General features: G+C 62.1%; 14 protein-coding genes. 6 read left to right on the top strand and 8 right to left on the bottom strand.

Annotation, left to right across the window (positions count from 1 at the left end; translation table 11 throughout):
* The first annotated feature begins 135 nt into the window (after positions 1-135).
* A complete protein-coding gene (locus tag PQU94_RS02950; RefSeq protein ID WP_272739988.1) occupies positions 136-990 on the top strand; it encodes a prephenate dehydratase in 855 nt (284 codons plus the stop codon).
* 98 nt (positions 991-1,088) lie between these two features.
* Here PQU94_RS02950 and PQU94_RS02945 read toward each other — a convergent pair whose 3' ends face one another.
* The 5 genes from PQU94_RS02945 to ccmA form a co-directional block, all read right to left on the bottom strand.
* Entirely contained in the window at positions 1,089-1,628 is a 540-nt protein-coding gene (locus PQU94_RS02945; RefSeq protein WP_272739987.1) for a DsbE family thiol:disulfide interchange protein, read from the bottom strand.
* Positions 1,625-1,801 (bottom strand): heme exporter protein CcmD, encoded by a 177-nt coding sequence (gene ccmD, locus PQU94_RS02940; RefSeq protein WP_272739986.1) that lies wholly within the window; start codon positions 1,799-1,801, stop codon positions 1,625-1,627. Before ccmD ends, PQU94_RS02945 begins: the two co-directional genes overlap by 4 nt.
* Positions 1,801-2,535: a heme ABC transporter permease gene (locus PQU94_RS02935; protein WP_272739985.1), complete on the bottom strand. Its 735-nt coding sequence runs from the start codon at positions 2,533-2,535 to the stop codon at positions 1,801-1,803. The genes ccmD and PQU94_RS02935 overlap by 1 nt, the downstream gene beginning before the upstream one ends.
* A gap of 42 nt (positions 2,536-2,577) precedes the next feature.
* Complete coding sequence (gene ccmB, locus PQU94_RS02930; protein WP_272739984.1) at positions 2,578-3,249, bottom strand: heme exporter protein CcmB; 672 nt, start codon at positions 3,247-3,249, stop codon at positions 2,578-2,580.
* A 147-nt stretch (positions 3,250-3,396) separates the two neighbouring features.
* Positions 3,397-4,026: a heme ABC exporter ATP-binding protein CcmA gene (gene ccmA / locus PQU94_RS02925; RefSeq protein ID WP_272739983.1), complete on the bottom strand. Its 630-nt coding sequence runs from the start codon at positions 4,024-4,026 to the stop codon at positions 3,397-3,399.
* Positions 4,027-4,246: 220 nt separating this feature from the next.
* Here ccmA and acnA point away from each other — a divergent pair, with 220 nt between their 5' ends.
* Positions 4,247-6,925 (top strand): aconitate hydratase AcnA, encoded by a 2,679-nt coding sequence (acnA, locus tag PQU94_RS02920; protein ID WP_272739982.1) that lies wholly within the window; start codon positions 4,247-4,249, stop codon positions 6,923-6,925.
* A gap of 75 nt (positions 6,926-7,000) precedes the next feature.
* Here acnA and PQU94_RS02915 read toward each other — a convergent pair whose 3' ends face one another.
* Entirely contained in the window at positions 7,001-7,339 is a 339-nt protein-coding gene (locus PQU94_RS02915) for a GIY-YIG nuclease family protein (RefSeq protein ID WP_272739981.1), read from the bottom strand.
* Positions 7,340-7,409: 70 nt separating this feature from the next.
* Here PQU94_RS02915 and PQU94_RS02910 point away from each other — a divergent pair, with 70 nt between their 5' ends.
* Both PQU94_RS02910 and acnB read left to right on the top strand, forming a co-directional pair.
* Positions 7,410-7,976 carry a DUF2239 family protein gene (locus PQU94_RS02910; protein ID WP_272739980.1) on the top strand — a complete coding sequence of 189 codons (567 nt, stop codon included), beginning with the start codon at positions 7,410-7,412 and terminating at the stop codon, positions 7,974-7,976.
* 180 nt (positions 7,977-8,156) lie between these two features.
* Positions 8,157-10,745, top strand: a complete 2,589-nt coding sequence (gene acnB, locus PQU94_RS02905; RefSeq protein ID WP_272739979.1) for a bifunctional aconitate hydratase 2/2-methylisocitrate dehydratase — start codon at positions 8,157-8,159, stop codon at positions 10,743-10,745.
* A gap of 129 nt (positions 10,746-10,874) precedes the next feature.
* Here acnB and uxaC read toward each other — a convergent pair whose 3' ends face one another.
* Both uxaC and PQU94_RS02895 read right to left on the bottom strand, forming a co-directional pair.
* Complete coding sequence (uxaC, locus tag PQU94_RS02900) at positions 10,875-12,287, bottom strand: glucuronate isomerase (RefSeq protein WP_272739978.1); 1,413 nt, start codon at positions 12,285-12,287, stop codon at positions 10,875-10,877.
* 147 nt (positions 12,288-12,434) lie between these two features.
* Positions 12,435-13,523: a LacI family DNA-binding transcriptional regulator gene (locus PQU94_RS02895; RefSeq protein ID WP_272739977.1), complete on the bottom strand. Its 1,089-nt coding sequence runs from the start codon at positions 13,521-13,523 to the stop codon at positions 12,435-12,437.
* Between the two features lie 303 nt (positions 13,524-13,826).
* On the opposite strand from PQU94_RS02895, the gene PQU94_RS02890 reads away from it, so the two are divergent.
* Both PQU94_RS02890 and PQU94_RS02885 read left to right on the top strand, forming a co-directional pair.
* Complete coding sequence (locus PQU94_RS02890; protein WP_272740058.1) at positions 13,827-15,314, top strand: UxaA family hydrolase; 1,488 nt, start codon at positions 13,827-13,829, stop codon at positions 15,312-15,314.
* 121 nt (positions 15,315-15,435) lie between these two features.
* Positions 15,436-16,875 carry a mannitol dehydrogenase family protein gene (locus tag PQU94_RS02885; RefSeq protein ID WP_272739976.1) on the top strand — a complete coding sequence of 480 codons (1,440 nt, stop codon included), beginning with the start codon at positions 15,436-15,438 and terminating at the stop codon, positions 16,873-16,875.
* Positions 16,876-16,881 lie beyond the last annotated feature (6 nt).

Here is a 16,881-nt window from a genome sequence, read left to right as displayed (position 1 = left end):
TAATTTCTTGTTTCGCCGTCTGTATTTCAAAAACTGCCTTTCGCTTTTTGACATGAGGCTTTACGCCGGAACCCTTGAAAAACGGCGGAAAGACAGGCACAGACAGCGCTTTCTGTTGCTCAGGGTCTCTCTGCCATGACCGCTTCCCGAAAGATCGCCTATCAGGGCGAACCCGGCGCCTTCAGCCATCAAGCCTGCCGCCGCTGGTTCCCCGATTATACGCCGACCGCCTTCCCGACCTTTGAGGCGGCCTTTGCAGCGGTGGCGGCGGGCGAGTGCACTCTGGGCATGATCCCGGTCGAAAACGCGCTCGCCGGGCGGGTGGCCGACGTGCACCACCTCCTGCCGCATTCGGGTCTGAAGATCATCGGCGAGCGCTTCCTGCCCATCGAAATGACCCTGATGGGCACGCCCGACGCCGAACTGTCGGATATAAAGGTGGCCTTTTCGCACACCATGGCCCTGATGCAGTGCCGCAACTCTTTGAACGCTTTGGGTATCCGCCCAGAAATCTATCACGATACCGCCGGCGCGGCCCGCCGCCTCAGCGAGACGCAGGAGCGCGAGCGTGCCGCCATCGCACCGGAAATCGCAGCGGAACTTTATGGCCTGAAAATCCTGCGCCGCAATCTGGAAGACGCGCACAATAACACCACGCGCTTTCTGGTCCTCAGCGCGCAGGCCGAAGTGTCTGACCCCGCAGAGGCCGAGCGCGTCCTGACCAGCTTTGTGTTTGGTGTGCGCAACATCCCGGCGGCGCTGTATAAGGCGTTGGGTGGCTTTGCCACCAACGGGATCAATATGATCCGGCTGGAAAGCTATATCCGCGACGGCATCTTTGCCTCGACCTTCTTCTATGCCGAGGTCGAAGGCCGTCCCGGCGACCGTCTGCTGAAACTGGCCTTTGAGGAACTGGCCTTCTTCGCCGAAGAGGTGGAACTGCTGGGCGTGTATGCCATGGACCCCTTCCGCGCCTCGCAGGGGGTGTGAGCCTGCCTATACCGCGCCGGTGATGGTAAGATACATCTCGCCTGCCTTGGGGCAGTCTCATGCGGTCCCCCTCTCCGGCATAGCCGGGGAGGTATAGTTTAAGGCAGCTTGGTCCCTTCGCTGACAGACTTATGCACCGCAGGCACGGTTTCCGGCACGATGGGGCCGGTAATCTTGTCAATAACCACGCCGTTCGCGCCGACAATAAAGGTCTCCGGCACGCCTGAAATCCCCAGATCAAGCCCCATCTGCCCGTCTTCGTCGGACAGTATGCGCGCGTAGGGGTTGCCGTGCTTTTCGATAAAGCTCAGCCCGTTGATCGGCGTGTCCTTATGATCGATGCCAATAATGATGACGCCCTTGGCCTTCAGATCCATCAGATAGGGATGCTCGGCCAGACACGGCGTACACCATGAGGCGAAGACATTGACCAGTACCGGCTTCCCCGACGCGCGCGCGATCGCCGGCAAAGAGACCAGAGACCCGTCGTAAAGATCGGTTAGTTGGCGCGCCGGCAGCGGCTTGCCGACCAGTTCCGCCGGGGCGTAGTCGGTTTTTTTATGGAAATTGTACCAGCCGAGCACGGCGAGAAGCCCCACCAGCAGGACCAGAGGCGCGGCCAGCAGAAGGCGCTTCATGCGTCCACCTTCTGGGCCTTTTCGGCAGCCAAGGTCTCCTGCAACGCTCTGAGCTTCCTCGCGCGTTCACGATGCGCGCGCACGCTCAACACGGTCAGGCTGAGCAGGGCCAGCGCCGTCACGCCGTAGCTGCCCCAGACGAAAAAGGCATATTTGCCCATATTCAGATCCATCAGGCCCCTCCTTCACGGAAGCCGAGACGCGCCCGCAGGCCGTTATATTTGCGGCTCAGGATTTCCGTGTCGATGCGGATCAGCCACAACCACACGAACAGCGCCTTATAGGCCAGCGCCATCATCAGCAGCGGCCACAGCATGGCCGGGGCGACGGTGGGGCCGCCCGGCCGGAAGACCGAGGCCCCCTGATGCAGGGTGTTCCACCAATCGACTGAAAACTTGATGATGGGCAGGTTGATCAGGCCGATCAGGGCCAGAATGGCCGTCGATCTGGCCGCCCGCTGTTCATCCTCGATCGAGGCGTGCAAGGCGATATAGCCGATATAGAAAAGGAACAGCACCAGAACCGAGGTCATGCGCCCGTCCCATTCCCACCAGGTGCCCCACATGGGCTTGCCCCACAAGGAGCCGGTGATCAGGGCCAGTGCGGTAAACACCGCACCGATGGGGGCAGCGGCCTTGGCGGCGGCATCGGCCAGAGCGTGACGGAAGATCAGACCGAAGAAGCTCGCTACGCCCATCACAAGATAGGTAAACAGCGCCATCCACGCCGCCGGGACGTGGATATACATGATGCGCACCGTGTCGCCCTGCTGATAGTCTTCGGGCGAGACGAAGCAGAGATAAAGCCCCCACACAAACAGGACGAGGCTAAGCCCCGCCACCCACGGGCGCACGGGCGCAAACACCTTCGAGAAACGTTCCGGATTGGCCAGCCAGCTGATGATCATGAGTGTCTCACATAGGCGGTTTCACGTAGAGCGACAAGTCTGTCAATTTAACGCACTGCGTAGCGCCGCGCCCATGGCGATGGGGCCCAGCGCCAGCGCAAACAGGCCGTAGGCGCAGAGTAGGCTGAGCGCCTGGGACACGGGTGCGCCGGTCACGAAGGCCTGCATCAGGCCCGCGCCGAAAATAACCGGCGGCACATAGAAGGGCAGGACCAGCAGGGCGATCAGCACACCGCCTTTACGCGACCCCAGAGTGAGAGACGCCCCTGCCCCACCGATCAGGGCAAAGCTGAACGAACCGATCAGGGCCGCCACCAGCGCCCAACCGGCCACGCCCACGGGCGCACCCAGCAGGATCATCACCACCGGCGTCATCAGTGACAGGATCAGACCTGTGCCGAGCCATTGCGCCAGACATTTGAGAAAGGCCACCCATTCGAGCGCCAGCGGCCCGGTGCGCAACAGGTCGAACACCCCGTCTTCGTAATCGCGCTCAAACAGCCGTTCCAGCGACAGAAGCGAGGCCAGCGCCAGACACAGCCAGGTCAGGCCGGGCGCGATCTTCGACAAGGTTTGCGCCTCCGGGCCGAGGCTGAGCGGCACCATGGCCATCAGGGTCAGAAAGAATCCGGCGGCCAGCACCGGCCCACCGCCGCGCGCCAGAGACAGACCCAGATCGCGCCTCAACAGGGCAAGGGAAGAAGAGGGCGTCATCTGTTTCTCCTCCCCTGCGTAGCGGGGGAGGGAGACCCCGAAGGGATGGAGAGGGCGTCACCGATCGAATGCCCCCTCCGGCGCAGACAAGCTGTGCCACCTCCCCCGCTGCGCCCAAAGGCTTGCAAGGGAGGAGAGATAACATACTCACCCATAGACCGTCTCCATCGCCGGTGCCATCAGGCGCAGTTCCCGCACCTCAAACGGCAGCGGATCATGCACGGCGCAGACAATCAGCCCCCCCTCGCTCAGATGCGACTGCATCAGTTCGGCCAGCTTCGCCCGGTGTTCGGTGTCGAGCGGCGACATGGGCTCATCAAGCAGCCAGACGGGCCGCCTGGCCATGATCAGCCGCGCGCAGGACAGTCGCCGCTTCTGCCCCGCCGACAGCATCCGTGTTTCCAGCTCCAGCAGAGGCGACAGGTTCAGCCGCCGGATCGCCTCGGCCTGTCCCGCCGCCGTGCCCCCCAGAAAGGCGCGCTGAAAGTCCAGTTCCGCCCCGGCCAGACGCCCGGGCGACAGGGCTTCGGCGTGACCGAGATAATGCGCCTGCGCCGCCACTGACTCTTCCGGATCAACGCCGTCCACATAGCGCGCGCGGCCGCCGTCGGGGCGGATAAATCCGGCCAGTGTGCGCAGCAGCGTCGTCTTGCCCACCCCATTGGCCCCGGTGAGGGCGACGCACTCACCCGGAGCGACAAAAAACGACAAGTCATTGATCAGATGGCGGTAGCCTTTTTTCAGGCTCAGCGCGTCCACCACAAGAGAGAGGGCCATCAGGCGAAAACTTCCGAACAAATTCCCCACGGCTGGGGCTTCTTCATAGACGAGTAGCCGGAAGCGGTTTAGAAGGCAATTGACCGCGCCATCGGCCGGTAACCGTGCGACCCCGGACAGGACCCTGTGCGTCCGTCAGGGCGGAACGCGCGACGCCGGTTTCAGGCCCATTGGGGGCCGCGATGTTCCCACCCTTACGCGGTCGGAAGGAAAAGCGACCATGTCCCTCGACAGCTTTATTTCTAAGGCCGAACTCACCGTCGGCGAGCACACCTACACCTATTTTGACCTGAAGGCCGCCGAAGCCAACGGCCTGCCCAACATCTCTCGGCTGCCGGCTTCGCTGAAGGTGTTGCTGGAAAACCTGCTGCGAAACGAAGACGGCGTGTCGGTGACCAAGGCCGACATCCAGGCGCTGTCCAACTGGATCGACAACAAGGGCTCGGTCGAACACGAAATCGCCTTCCGCCCGGCGCGCGTCCTGATGCAGGACTTCACCGGCGTTCCCGCCGTCGTGGATCTGGCGGCCATGCGCGACGCCATGGTCAAGCTGGGGGCCGATCCGGCCAAGATCAATCCGCTCAACCCGGTGGACCTAGTCATCGACCATTCGGTCATGGTCGATTATTTCGGCACGGCGGATGCGGCCAAAAAGAATGTGGACCGCGAATATGAGCGCAATATGGAGCGCTATAACTTCCTGCGCTGGGGCTCGTCGGCCTTTAACAATTTTCGCGTAGTGCCGCCGGGCACCGGCATCTGCCATCAGGTCAATCTGGAATACCTGGCCCAGACTGTGTGGACCAGCGTCGCCGCAGGCGGCGACGTCGCCTATCCGGACACGGTGGTCGGCACCGATTCACACACCACCATGGTCAACGGCCTGAGTGTGCTCGGTTGGGGCGTCGGCGGCATCGAGGCCGAAGCCGCCATGCTGGGCCAGCCCATCCCCATGCTGATCCCCGAAGTTATCGGCTTCAAGCTGACCGGCAGGCTGCCGGAAGGGGCCACTGCCACCGACCTCGTCCTGACCATCACCCAGATGCTGCGCAAAAAGGGCGTCGTGGGTAAGTTCGTCGAATATTTCGGCGAGGGCCTGACCACCCTGTCGCTCGAAGACCAGGCGACCATTGCCAATATGGCTCCGGAATATGGCGCCACCTGCGGCTTCTTCCCGGTGTCGCAGGCGACCATCGACTATCTGAAGGCCACCAACCGTGAGCCCGCCCGCGTCGCTCTGGTCGAAGCCTATGCCAAACAACAAGGCCTGTGGCTCGATCCGGAAAACGATCCGGTCTTTACAGATACGCTGGAGCTTGACCTTGGTGGCGTGCTGCCGTCTCTGGCCGGTCCCAAGCGTCCGCAGGACCGCGTGCTGCTGACCGACGCGGCATCGGAATTTGCCAAGGCCCTGAGCGGTGAATTCAACAAGGCGGGCGACGAAACCCGCTCCGCCGCCGTCGCCGGCACCGACTACAGCGTCAAGCACGGCGATGTGGTCATTGCCGCCATCACCTCGTGCACCAACACCTCCAACCCGTCGGTGCTGATCGCCGCCGGTCTGGTGGCGCGCAAGGCCAAGGCGCTGGGCCTCAGCGTCAAACCGTGGGTCAAGACTTCGCTGGCCCCCGGTTCTCAGGTCGTCACGGATTACCTCAATGCCGCGGGCCTGACCGCCGATCTCGATGCCCTGGGCTTCAACCTGACCGGCTATGGCTGCACCACCTGCATCGGCAATTCCGGCCCGCTTCCCGAAGCCATTTCGGCGGCCGTCAACGAAGCCGATCTCGTCGCCTGCTCGGTCCTGTCGGGCAACCGCAACTTCGAAGGCCGTGTGAACCCCGACGTGCGTGCCAACTATCTGGCCTCGCCGCCGCTGGTTGTAGCTTACGCGCTGGCCGGATCGCTCAACGTCAATCTGACGACCGATCCGCTCGGCACCGGCAGCAACGGCGAGCCGGTCTATCTCAAGGACATCTGGCCTACCAATGCCGAGATCGCCGAGATTCAGCGCGCCAACGTCACCCACGACAAGTTCAGCGCCCGCTATGCCGACGTCTTCAAGGGCGATGAACACTGGCAGGCCATCTCCGTGTCGGGCGGTCAGACCTATCAGTGGGATGCCACCTCGACCTACGTCGCCAACCCGCCCTATTTCGAGGGCATGAGCATGACGCCGGAAAAGGTCACCGACGTTGTCGAAGCGCGCGTGCTCGGCATCTTCGGCGACTCGATCACCACCGACCACATTTCGCCGGCTGGTTCGATCAAGAAGACCTCGCCCGCCGGTCAGTGGCTGACCAACCACGACGTGCCGGTGTCGGAGTTCAACTCCTACGGCGCGCGTCGCGGCCACCACGAAGTCATGATGCGCGGCACCTTCGCCAATATCCGCATCCGCAACAAGATCACGCCGGACATCGAAGGCGGGGTCACCAAACACTTCCCGTCGGGTGACGTCATGGCCATCTACGATGCCGCCATGCGCTACAAGGCCGAAGGCCGCAGCATGGTCATCTTCGCGGGTAAGGAATATGGTACAGGTTCGTCGCGCGACTGGGCGGCCAAGGGCACCAAGCTTCAGGGCGTGCGCGCCGTCATCGCCGAGTCGTTCGAGCGCATCCACCGCTCCAACCTGGTCGGCATGGGCGTCCTGCCCTTGCAGTTCAAGATCGACGGCTGGCAGAAGCTGGGCCTGACCGGCGAAGAAATCGTCACCATACGCGGCCTCGAAAACGTACAGCCGCGCCAGGAACTGATCGTTGAGCTGTTCCGCGCCTCGGACGGCAAGGTGGCCCGCTTCCCCGTGCGCTGCCGCATCGACACCCCGACCGAGCTTGAATATTTCAAAAACGGCGGCGTAATGCCTTACGTTTTGCGCAATCTGGCCCGCGGCTAGGTCTGGTAAAGCAGGCGAAGGGTTACCCCCCGCCCCCGATTCATGAGCCCCGTCGTCACTCGGCGGGGCTCTTTTTTATAGCAACCCCTCAGCTTGTAACCGCTGCTGCCACAGGTCTTTGCGGCGTTTCAGATCGTCCTTGCGCGCCATGTCGGAATAGTCCTCCGGCACGCGATCCAGCGCCTCATAGCGAAACTCTGTCTCACCATGCGCGTTCCAGGCAGCTTGCAGGCTGCCATGGCGATGGCTGCCCAGTCGCAACGCAAACCACAGGCCGTTCTGCTGCGCCTCCAGATTGCGGCTGGCCCCCACCCACGTCTCGCCCGTGGCGTTGCAGATCACCGCATAGACCCCGCTCACCGCCTTGCGTTCCTTGTAGGCCGCGATCGCCGCCTTCTTTTCATGGCTGTCCATGATCTTCTCCTTTGACATTGGGGCTGATAGCGCATATTTTTATCCGGGTAAAATAAATTCTGAGAGCCTGATGACGTCCGAACCCCTCTATGCCGTGTTTCAGGCCGCCCGCCGTCTGTCTGTTGGCCCGCCCGCCGAAGCCGCACTGGCTGCCCACAAGGCCATTGAGGCGCAACCCGACGCCCCTGTTTTCGTCTTTGATCGCGCCACGGGTCAGGTGGTCGATCTCGACCTGCGCGGCGACGCGGCGGCCGTTCAGGCGCGCTATGCCCCCGCCCCTAAAATCGCGCCTGAAACCGCCAAACGCGGACGGCCAAAGCTGGGGGTCGTGCCGCGCGAAGTCACGCTTTTGCCGCGCCATTGGGAGTGGCTGGCGCAGCAGCCGGGGGGCGCGTCAGTGACCTTGCGCAAGCTGATTGACGCGGCGCGCAAAGGTGGACCGGACCCAAGAGCGCGCGTCAATGCCGCCTATCGCGTCATGGTCACTTTGGCGGGCGATCGGGAAGGCTTTGAAGAGGCATCGCGCGCCCTGTTTGCCGGGGATCGTGCTGCGCTTCGTCAGCGCCTTGGCGTCTGGCCTGCCGATATTGGGCAGGAGGTTCTGGCCTGTCTCGACGCCAACCCGCCCAGCACCTGAGGCCCGCATCATGGCCAAAAGCGCCGTTCAGGGGTGAAAAACAAACTTCACCCATGCAAATTTCTGCACCGTTTCACGCCCATTTTACCCCTGCGGCCTATGCAAGGCTTCGCGCCTGCGATATGCGCCAAACCAAGGACTCCATAAGTCCGTCCCCAGACCCTTTCTAAAGGTGTACCGATGCTTGAAGCCTATCGTGCCCATGTGGCCGAGCGCGCCGCGCTTGGCATTCCGCCCCTGCCGCTGACTGCACAGCAAACCGCCGAAGTGATCGAACTGATCAAGAGCCCGCCCGCCGGCGAAGCGGAATTCCTACTCGACCTGATCACCTATCGCGTGCCGCCGGGCGTTGATGATGCGGCCAAGGTCAAGGCCTCCTTTCTGTCGGCGGTGGCGCATGGCGACTTCCCGGTTGCGCTGATCAGCCGCGAAAAGGCGACCGAGCTTCTGGGGACCATGGTTGGCGGTTATAACGTCAAGCCGCTGATCGACCTTCTGAGCGATGCTGTGGTTGGCAAGATCGCCGCCGAAGCGCTGAAAAAGACGCTTCTGATGTTCGACTTCTTCCACGACGTGGCGGAACTGGCCAAGGCCGGTAACGCCAACGCCAAGGACGTGATCCAGTCGTGGGCCGAGGCCGAATGGTTCACCTCGCGCCCCAAGGTCGCAGAAAAGATCACCGTCACCGTGTTCAAGGTCACTGGCGAAACCAATACGGACGACCTGTCGCCCGCGCCGGACGCCTGGTCACGCCCGGACATCCCCCTGCACTATCTGGCCATGCTGAAAAACGCGCGGCCCGGCATCACGCCGGAAGAGGACGGCAAGCGCGGCCCGATCCAGTTCATCGAAGACCTGAAAGCCAAGGGCAACCTCGTCGCCTATGTCGGGGACGTGGTCGGCACCGGGTCGTCGCGTAAATCGGCGACCAACTCGGTCATCTGGGCGACCGGCGAAGACATCCCTTACGTGCCGAACAAGCGCTTTGGCGGCGTGACCCTCGGTGGCAAGATTGCCCCGATCTTCTTCAACACGCAGGAAGATTCCGGCGCCCTGCCCATCGAAGTCGATGTGTCGCAGATGAATATGGGCGATGTCATCGACATCTACCCCTATGAGGGTAAGGTCGAAAAGGCCGGGCAAAAGATCGCCGACTTCCAGCTCAAGTCGCACGTTATTCTGGACGAAGTGCAGGCGGGCGGCCGCATCAACCTGATCATCGGTCGCTCGCTGACTGCCAAGGCGCGTGAGTTTCTGGGCCTGCCGGCTTCTACCGCCTTCCGCCTGCCTGTCGCCCCGGTCGATTCGGGCAAGGGCTTCACGCTGGCGCAAAAGATGGTCGGCAAGGCCTGCGGTCTGGCCGAAGGGCAAGGCATCCGTCCGGGCACCTACTGCGAGCCCAAGATGACTACGGTCGGCTCTCAGGACACCACGGGCCCGATGACCCGCGACGAGCTGAAAGACCTCGCTTGCCTAGGCTTCTCGGCCGATCTGGTCATGCAGTCCTTCTGCCACACGGCGGCCTATCCGAAGCCGGTCGATGTCAAGACGCATCGCGAACTGCCGGCCTTTATCTCCAACCGCGGCGGTGTGGCCCTGCGTCCGGGCGACGGGGTCATCCACTCGTGGCTGAACCGTCTGCTCCTGCCGGACACAGTCGGCACCGGCGGCGATTCGCACACTCGCTTCCCCATCGGGATATCCTTCCCCGCCGGTTCGGGCCTGGTGGCCTTCGGTGCCGCAACCGGCGTCATGCCGCTCGACATGCCGGAATCCATCCTTGTCCGCTTCAAGGGCCAGCTTCAGCCGGGCATCACCCTGCGTGACCTCGTCCACGCCATCCCCTACTACGCCATCAAGCAGGGCCTGCTGACCGTCGCCAAGGCCGGCAAGGTCAACGCCTTCTCCGGCCGCATCCTCGAAATCGAAGGCCTGCCGGACCTGAAGGTCGAACAGGCGTTTGAACTGACCGACGCCTCGGCAGAGCGGTCGGCGGCGGGCTGCACCGTGAAGCTCAACAAAGAGCCGATCATCGAGTACATGACCTCGAACATCGTACTGATGAAGAACATGATCGCGGACGGCTACCAAGACGCCCGCACGCTGCAACGCCGGATCAAGGCGATGGAAGACTGGCTGGCCAACCCGGTGCTGATGGAAGCCGATGCCGACGCCGAATACGCGGCGATCATCGACATCGACCTCAACGACATCAAAGAGCCAATCCTGTGCGCCCCGAACGATCCGGACGATGCGCGCCTGCTGTCCGACGTGCAGAACACAGCCATCGACGAAGTCTTCATCGGCTCGTGCATGACCAATATCGGCCACTTCCGCGCCGCCTCCCTGCTGCTCAACGGCAAGAAGGACATCCCGACGCGCCTGTGGGTTGCCCCGCCGACCAAAATGGACGCCGCAGAACTGACCAAGGAAGGCCACTACAACGTGCTGGGCACCGCCGGGGCACGTATGGAAATGCCGGGCTGTTCGCTGTGCATGGGCAATCAGGCTCAGGTGCGCGAAGGTGCCACCGTGGTTTCGACCTCGACGCGCAACTTCCCCAACCGTCTGGGCAAGAACACCAATGTCTTCCTCGCCTCGGCGGAACTGTCGGCCATTGCCTCTAAGCTCGGCCGTCTGCCCACCGTCGAGGAATACCTCTCCGACATGGGCGTCATCAATGCCAAGGGCGCTGAAGTCTATCGCTATATGAACTTCGACCAGATCGAAGAATATGCCGATGTGGCCTCTACGGTTGCGGCTGAATAGTACGCGTTAAGTCTAGCAGGGGACGCAGACCCCTGCACCCAGATACACGGAGCCTCGCTGACAAAAGCGGGGCTCTTCTTTTATGGGGTGAAGGGGTCTGTGACCCCTTCGTCTTGCTTCCACAAAAGCCTACAGCTTATAGGCCGCCTTGGGCAGGTTATAGGTCAGGTCCTTGATCGTCTCGGCCGCGTCTTCCAGTTCGAGGCGGTGTTCGACCACCAGTCGCGCCAGGAAGTTGGCGTCGATGCGGCGGGCGACGTCGTGGCGCGCCGGGATCGAAAGGAAGGCGCGCGTATCGTCGTTGAAGCCGACCGTATTGTAGAAGCCGGCGGTTTCGGTGACCTGTTCGCGGAAGCGCGTCATGCCTTCAGGCGAGTCGTGGAACCACCACGACGGGCCGAGCTTCAGGATCGGATAGTGCCCGGCCAACGGCGCCAGTTCGCGCGAATAGGAGGTCTCATCCAGCGTAAACAAGATGACTGTCAGGGCCTTTTCGTTACCGAAAGCGTCCAGCAGCGGCTTAAGATCATTGACGTAATCGGTGGCCAGCGGGATGTCGCAGCCCTTGTCGCGCCCGAAGGTTTCAAAGATCGTCTGATTGTGGTTGCGGAATGAGCCGGGGTGAATCTGCATGGTTAGCCCGTCATCAAGGCTCATGCGCGCCATTTCAGTCAGCATCTGGGCGCGGAACAGCTCGGCATCGGCAGGGGTAATTTCCCCGGCGATAATGCGGTTGAACAGGGCCTCGGACTGCGCACCCGACAGATTGGCGGTCTTCGCCGTCGGGTGGCCGTGGTCGGTTGAGGTCGCACCCATCTCCATAAAAAAATCACGGCGTTTGCGGTGGGCGGCCAGATAACCCTTCCAGCTATAGACGTCTTCGCCGGAAAGCTCGGCAAACACTTTCAGCTTGTCGCGGAAGTCCTCGTGTTCGGCATCAATAACCGGATCGGGGCGGTAGGCGGTGACGACGCGGCCCTTCCAGCCCGATGCGCGAATTTTCTGATGGTGCTCCAGCGTGTCGGTGGGGGACTCGGTGGTGGCCAGAAGCTCGATATTGAAGCGTTCAAACAGGGCGCGCGGCTTATAGGCGTCTGACGCCAAAAGCTCACCGATGCGGTCGAAATACGCATCCGCCGTCGTCTCATCAAGACGCTTGTCGAAACCCATGATGTGACCGAACACGTGGTTCATCCACATGGCGGTCGGCGTGCCGCGGAACAGGTGCTGATTGGAGGCAAAGATTTTCCACGCCTTGCGCGGATCGGCGGTCGAAGGCCCGGCTTTTGAGCCCACGCCCAGATCGTTCAGGTCATAGCCCTGAGAATAGAGCATGCGGTAGATGTAATGGTCAGGTGCCAGAAACAGCTCAGTCGCGCTGCCGAAATTGGCGTTGTCGGCGAACCATTGCGGGTCCGTATGACCGTGCGGCGACAGGATGGGGTAATCCTTGATCAGCGCATACAGCTCGCGGGCCACCGCGCGCTGTGCCGGGTCTGCCGAAAACAGACGGTCTTCGTTCAAAATCAAAGGCTTGGACATGTTATAGATACCGAAACAAAGCGAAACCGTGGACCGTTCTGGATGAGTTTGATGACGGCCTTCGGGTGCATGATCTCCCGCTCAACAGGTAACCGGTGTCATGGCTTTTATCAATGTCTAATTTAGACGCGTTCGCAGAAAGCCGTTTTACGGCTTGAACGCCAGCACTGCTGGGCCGGTCGATTGCCGCACGATCAGCGTCGTGTCAAAAATAGTGCTGTCCTTGCGGTTTTCGGCGATCAGGGCGTCGGCGGCGGCTCGTCCCATGTCGCGGATGGGGGCGCGCACACTGGTCAGGCCGGGCGTGACGCGGGCGGCGATCGGCGCGTCGTCATAGCCTACCACGCTGAGGTCATCGGGGATGCTGAGCCCTTGCTCGGCGGCCGCCTTATAGACCCCGACTGCCATTTCGTCGTTTGAGCTGAAGATGGCGGTCGGGCGCGGCGATTGCGACAACAGCGCCTTGCCCGCCAGATAGCCCGACTCGAAGGTATATTCCCCCTGTACGATCAGGACGGGATCAAGCGTCAGACCACGCCCTGTCAGCCCTTCATCGAAGCCCTGGCGACGTTGGCGCGCCGAGGCGTAACCCGCCGGGCCTGAGATGAAGCCGATGCGGCTGTGCCCCAGATCGGCCAGATGCTCGGCCGCCGCGCGACAGCCCATGCGGTCTCTTGATACCACCTGCGTCGAGGCGATAGGCGGTGTGTTTTCTTCGCCCGGCATGGCGGTAATGCGCACATAGGGCACGTCAAGATCATCAAGCGCAGACAGCAGTTGGCGGTTCTCGGCGATAGGCGGCAGGACGATCACTCCGGACAGTCGCTGCAATTCCACAAAGTCGCGGATTTCGTCGATAAAGTCCGGGCTGGTCTTGTCGCACGGGTGAACCACCAGCTCGGTACCCGAGCCGCGGATGCAGTCCAAGACACCGTTCTGAATATTGATAACGTACTGGGCATTGGGGTTGTCATAGACAAGGCCCAGCAGGAAGGAGCGGCGAAAGGCCAGGCCGCGCGCCTGCGGGTCCGGTTTGAAGCCGATGCGGGCGATGATGGCATTGACCTGATCGCGGGTTTCGGCGCGCACCGACGGCGAATGGTTGATCACGCGCGACACCGTCTTCTTCGACACCCGCGCCAGAGAGGCCACGTCATTGATAGTCGCCTTCTTGCGGCGCTTCAGGAAGTCTTCGACGGGATCGGGAGCGCCTTCGGAAAGAGCGGTGGGGGTCATGTGTGAGTTTTGCTTCCGGCCTGAATTACGAAACGGCCCCATACAAAAGTCCGTTTTATCTGTTATATTTAGCGGTAAAGCGCACTTTCGGGCAAGCACGCAGATTTTCCGTCCGTAGCTCTGTTACGCCTCTTGCCTTTGCACAGCTTTCAGAGGTATGACACCGGTTACCAACCGTCAACATAAAAAACAGCGTTCGCGGGCTCGGGTCAGAGCACGACGGGCGTCAGAAAGTCAGCGATTATGCCCGACGACTCTTCCGCCTGCGCGGCCCTTGGTCCTAACGACGTCAAAGCCCCGGCTATGGTGCGCTATGTGCGCGTGCACGCAACCGACGATGTGGCGATTGCGGTCGAAGCGCTGAGCGCCGGGGAGGTGCTCGATTTTGGCGATGTGCGACTGACGCTCCGCACCGACATCCCCAAAGGACACAAGGTCGCCCTGCGTGACATCGCGGTGGACGCGCCGGTGCTGAAATTCGGTTTTCGCATCGGGCACGCCATCGCACCGATCAAGGCGGGAGAACACGTCCATACGCACAACCTGGCCACCTCTCTGACGGGGGTTGAGGATTATAACTACGCGCCCGTGACCGCCGAAGGGCCGGGCTCGCACCCCGACACGCGCACCTTTATGGGCTATCGCCGTGCGGACGGGCGCGTCGGTATCCGCAATGAAATCTGGATACTGTGCACAGTGGGCTGTGTGGCGCGCACCTCCGAGCGGCTGGCCAAGGTGGCAAGCGAGCGCTTCAGGGGCCGCGTCGATGGCGTCTATGCCCTGACCCATCCGCTCGGCTGCTCGCAACTCGGCGACGACCTCAACCATACGCGAAAGCTGCTGGCGGCGCTGGCGGCGCATCCCAATGCGGGCGGCGTGCTGATCGTCGGTCTGGGCTGCGAGAACAATCAGCTCAGCGCCCTGATCGGTGAGATTGAAGGCCGCACCCCTGACCGCCTCAAATACTTCGCCGCCCAGATGGTTGAGGACGAGCACGATGCGGGCCTTGAGGCGCTGGAAGAACTCGTGAAGGTGATCGAAAAGGATCAGCGCGAACTGTGCAACGTCTCCGACCTCGCCATCGGCGTCAAGTGCGGCGGCTCAGACGGCTTTTCGGGCCTGACCGCCAATCCGCTGGTTGGGCGGGTGGCCGACATTGTGGCGCAGGCGGGCGGTCAGTCGATCATGACCGAAATTCCGGAAGTCTTCGGGGCAGAACGCATCCTGATGGCCCGCGCCAAGGACGAAGGGGTGTTTCATCAGGTCGTCGAGGTGGTCAACGACTTCAAACAATACTTTCTCGACAACAACCAGCCGGTGTTTGAAAACCCGTCACCGGGCAACAAGGCCGGGGGCATCACCACGCTCGAAGAAAAGTCGCTGGGGGCCGTGCAAAAAGGCGGCCTCAGCCAGTTGACTGAGGTGCTGCGCTATGGCGAGCGCGCCACGCAGCCGGGGCTGTCGCTCCTCGAAGCGCCCGGCAATGATGCCGTGTCCTCGACCGCCCTTACGGCAGCCGGGGCCGTAATCGTGCTTTTCACCACTGGCCGCGGTACGCCGCTGGGCTTCCCCGCCCCGACGCTGAAAATCGCCTCGAACACCGCTCTGGCCGAAAAGAAACCGCACTGGATCGACTTTAATGCGGGTCAGGCGCTGGAGGGCAAGACGCTGGACGAAACCGCCGATGATCTGATCGATCTCATCCTGCGCGTGGCGTCGGGCGAACGGTCCAACAACGAAAAGAACGACGAGCGGGAAATCGCCATCTGGAAGAATGGCGTCACTTTGTAGGTATCATGGGGAAAACGGCGTTTCCCCTATGCACCGCGCCCGTTATAACAGAGATAATTCCCTGGGACGCTCCATCGGAATTTTCACAGTTTAGCTAATTTCATAGCCCGAAAGAAATCGCATGACCCGCCTGTCGCTTGCCACGCTCGACGCCCTGAAGTCCGATGTCATCAAACCCGCCTATGATCCGGCAGGGGTCTCGGTCGGGATTGTCCATTTCGGTCCCGGTGCCTTTCACCGCGCCCATCAGGCGGCCTTCGTCGATGCCCTGCTGGCCACAGACCCGCGCTGGGGCATCTGCGGCGTGTCGCTGCATTCGAAGGGCGTGCGCGATGCGCTGGCCCCGCAGGACGGTCTCTACACGCTGGCTATTCTCGATGAAAAGATCGAATATCAGGTCCTCGGTTCGATGCGCGAAGTGCTGGTCGGGCCCGAAGACATCGAAGGCGTGCTGGAGCGCCTGACACGCCCCGAAGTGCAGATCGTCACTTCGACCGTGACTGAAAAAGGCTATTGTCTCGATCCCAACTGGGAACTCGATTTCGCCCATCCAGATATCGTCCACGATCTGGCCCACCCTCAGACCCCGAAATCCTATATCGGCTATGTGGCCGAAGGCCTGCGTCGTCGCTATATGGCCGGCCTGCCCCCCTTTGTGCTCATCCCGTGCGATAACCTGCCCAAGAATGGCCACCGCCTGAAGGCCGCTGTGGTCGCCTTTGTGGACAAACTCGACGCCACGCTGGCGGCGAATATCGAGGCCGATCTCGCCTGCCCTTGCACCATGGTCGACTCCATCACTCCGGCCACCGACGACGCCCTGCGTGAGCGCGTCAAGGCCGCCATCAGCCTCGAAGACGCCTGGCCGATCCAGCGCGAAGCCTTTACCCAGTGGGTGATCGAGGAACACGCCCACGACGGCGGTCCCGACTGGGCCTCAGTCGGCGTTATCCTGACCGACAATGTCCCAGCCTATGAGCGCGCCAAGCTGCGCCTGCTCAATGGGCCGCACTCGACGATCGCCTATACTGGCCTGCACAAGCGCATCGAGAGCGTGTCGGAAGCGATGAAGGACGCTGAGCTGGCCCAACTGGCGCGTGATCTGATGCTGAGCGACGTGGTGCCGCTGCTGGAAGCGCCCAAGGGCCTCGACCTGACCGCCTATTCCGAAGCAATTCTGAAACGCTTCCGCAATCCAGCCATCCGTCACCTCCTGTCGCAGATCGCCTGGGACGGCTCGCAGAAGCTGCCGATCCGCCTCTTGTCGTCGCTGTCCGAGGCGCTGGAAAAGGGTCAGGAGGTGAGCCGCTTTGGCGTGCCACTGGCTGCATGGATGCGCTTTATCCGCGCGAAGGCTGTGGCCGGTGAGACGATCACCGATCCGCTGGCCGATGAGCTGATCGCTATGGGCAAGGGGCTGAAAGACGACCTGTCGGACGTGGCGACCTTTCTCGCCTATCGCAAGGTCTTTCCGGAAGCGCTGGCGAATGACTCCCGCGTCATCGCCGCCGTCGAAGGGGCCTATCAGACGCTTCTGTCGCGTGAACAGGTGGCCGCGTAATCGCAT

It is taken from the genome of Asticcacaulis currens (assembly GCF_028550395.1).
Lineage (GTDB): Bacteria > Pseudomonadota > Alphaproteobacteria > Caulobacterales > Caulobacteraceae > Asticcacaulis > Asticcacaulis currens.
The sequence above is the reverse complement of the archived record's forward strand: the minus strand, read 5'-3'. Positions and strand labels throughout refer to the sequence as shown.

Excerpts from the sequence above, each read along its gene's own strand:
- PQU94_RS02950 (WP_272739988.1), top strand. The coding sequence starts at position 136 with ATGACCGCTTCCCGAAAGATCGCCTATCAGGGCGAACCCGGCGCCTTC.
- PQU94_RS02945 (WP_272739987.1), bottom strand. The coding sequence starts at position 1,628 with ATGAAGCGCCTTCTGCTGGCCGCGCCTCTGGTCCTGCTGGTGGGGCTT.
- ccmD (WP_272739986.1), bottom strand. The coding sequence starts at position 1,801 with ATGGATCTGAATATGGGCAAATATGCCTTTTTCGTCTGGGGCAGCTAC.
- PQU94_RS02935 (WP_272739985.1), bottom strand. The coding sequence starts at position 2,535 with ATGATCATCAGCTGGCTGGCCAATCCGGAACGTTTCTCGAAGGTGTTT.
- ccmB (WP_272739984.1), bottom strand. The coding sequence starts at position 3,249 with ATGACGCCCTCTTCTTCCCTTGCCCTGTTGAGGCGCGATCTGGGTCTG.
- ccmA (WP_272739983.1), bottom strand. The coding sequence starts at position 4,026 with ATGGCCCTCTCTCTTGTGGTGGACGCGCTGAGCCTGAAAAAAGGCTAC.
- acnA (WP_272739982.1), top strand. The coding sequence starts at position 4,247 with ATGTCCCTCGACAGCTTTATTTCTAAGGCCGAACTCACCGTCGGCGAG.
- PQU94_RS02915 (WP_272739981.1), bottom strand. The coding sequence starts at position 7,339 with ATGGACAGCCATGAAAAGAAGGCGGCGATCGCGGCCTACAAGGAACGC.
- PQU94_RS02910 (WP_272739980.1), top strand. The coding sequence starts at position 7,410 with ATGACGTCCGAACCCCTCTATGCCGTGTTTCAGGCCGCCCGCCGTCTG.
- acnB (WP_272739979.1), top strand. The coding sequence starts at position 8,157 with ATGCTTGAAGCCTATCGTGCCCATGTGGCCGAGCGCGCCGCGCTTGGC.
- uxaC (WP_272739978.1), bottom strand. The coding sequence starts at position 12,287 with ATGTCCAAGCCTTTGATTTTGAACGAAGACCGTCTGTTTTCGGCAGAC.
- PQU94_RS02895 (WP_272739977.1), bottom strand. The coding sequence starts at position 13,523 with ATGACCCCCACCGCTCTTTCCGAAGGCGCTCCCGATCCCGTCGAAGAC.
- PQU94_RS02890 (WP_272740058.1), top strand. The coding sequence starts at position 13,827 with ATGGTGCGCTATGTGCGCGTGCACGCAACCGACGATGTGGCGATTGCG.
- PQU94_RS02885 (WP_272739976.1), top strand. The coding sequence starts at position 15,436 with ATGACCCGCCTGTCGCTTGCCACGCTCGACGCCCTGAAGTCCGATGTC.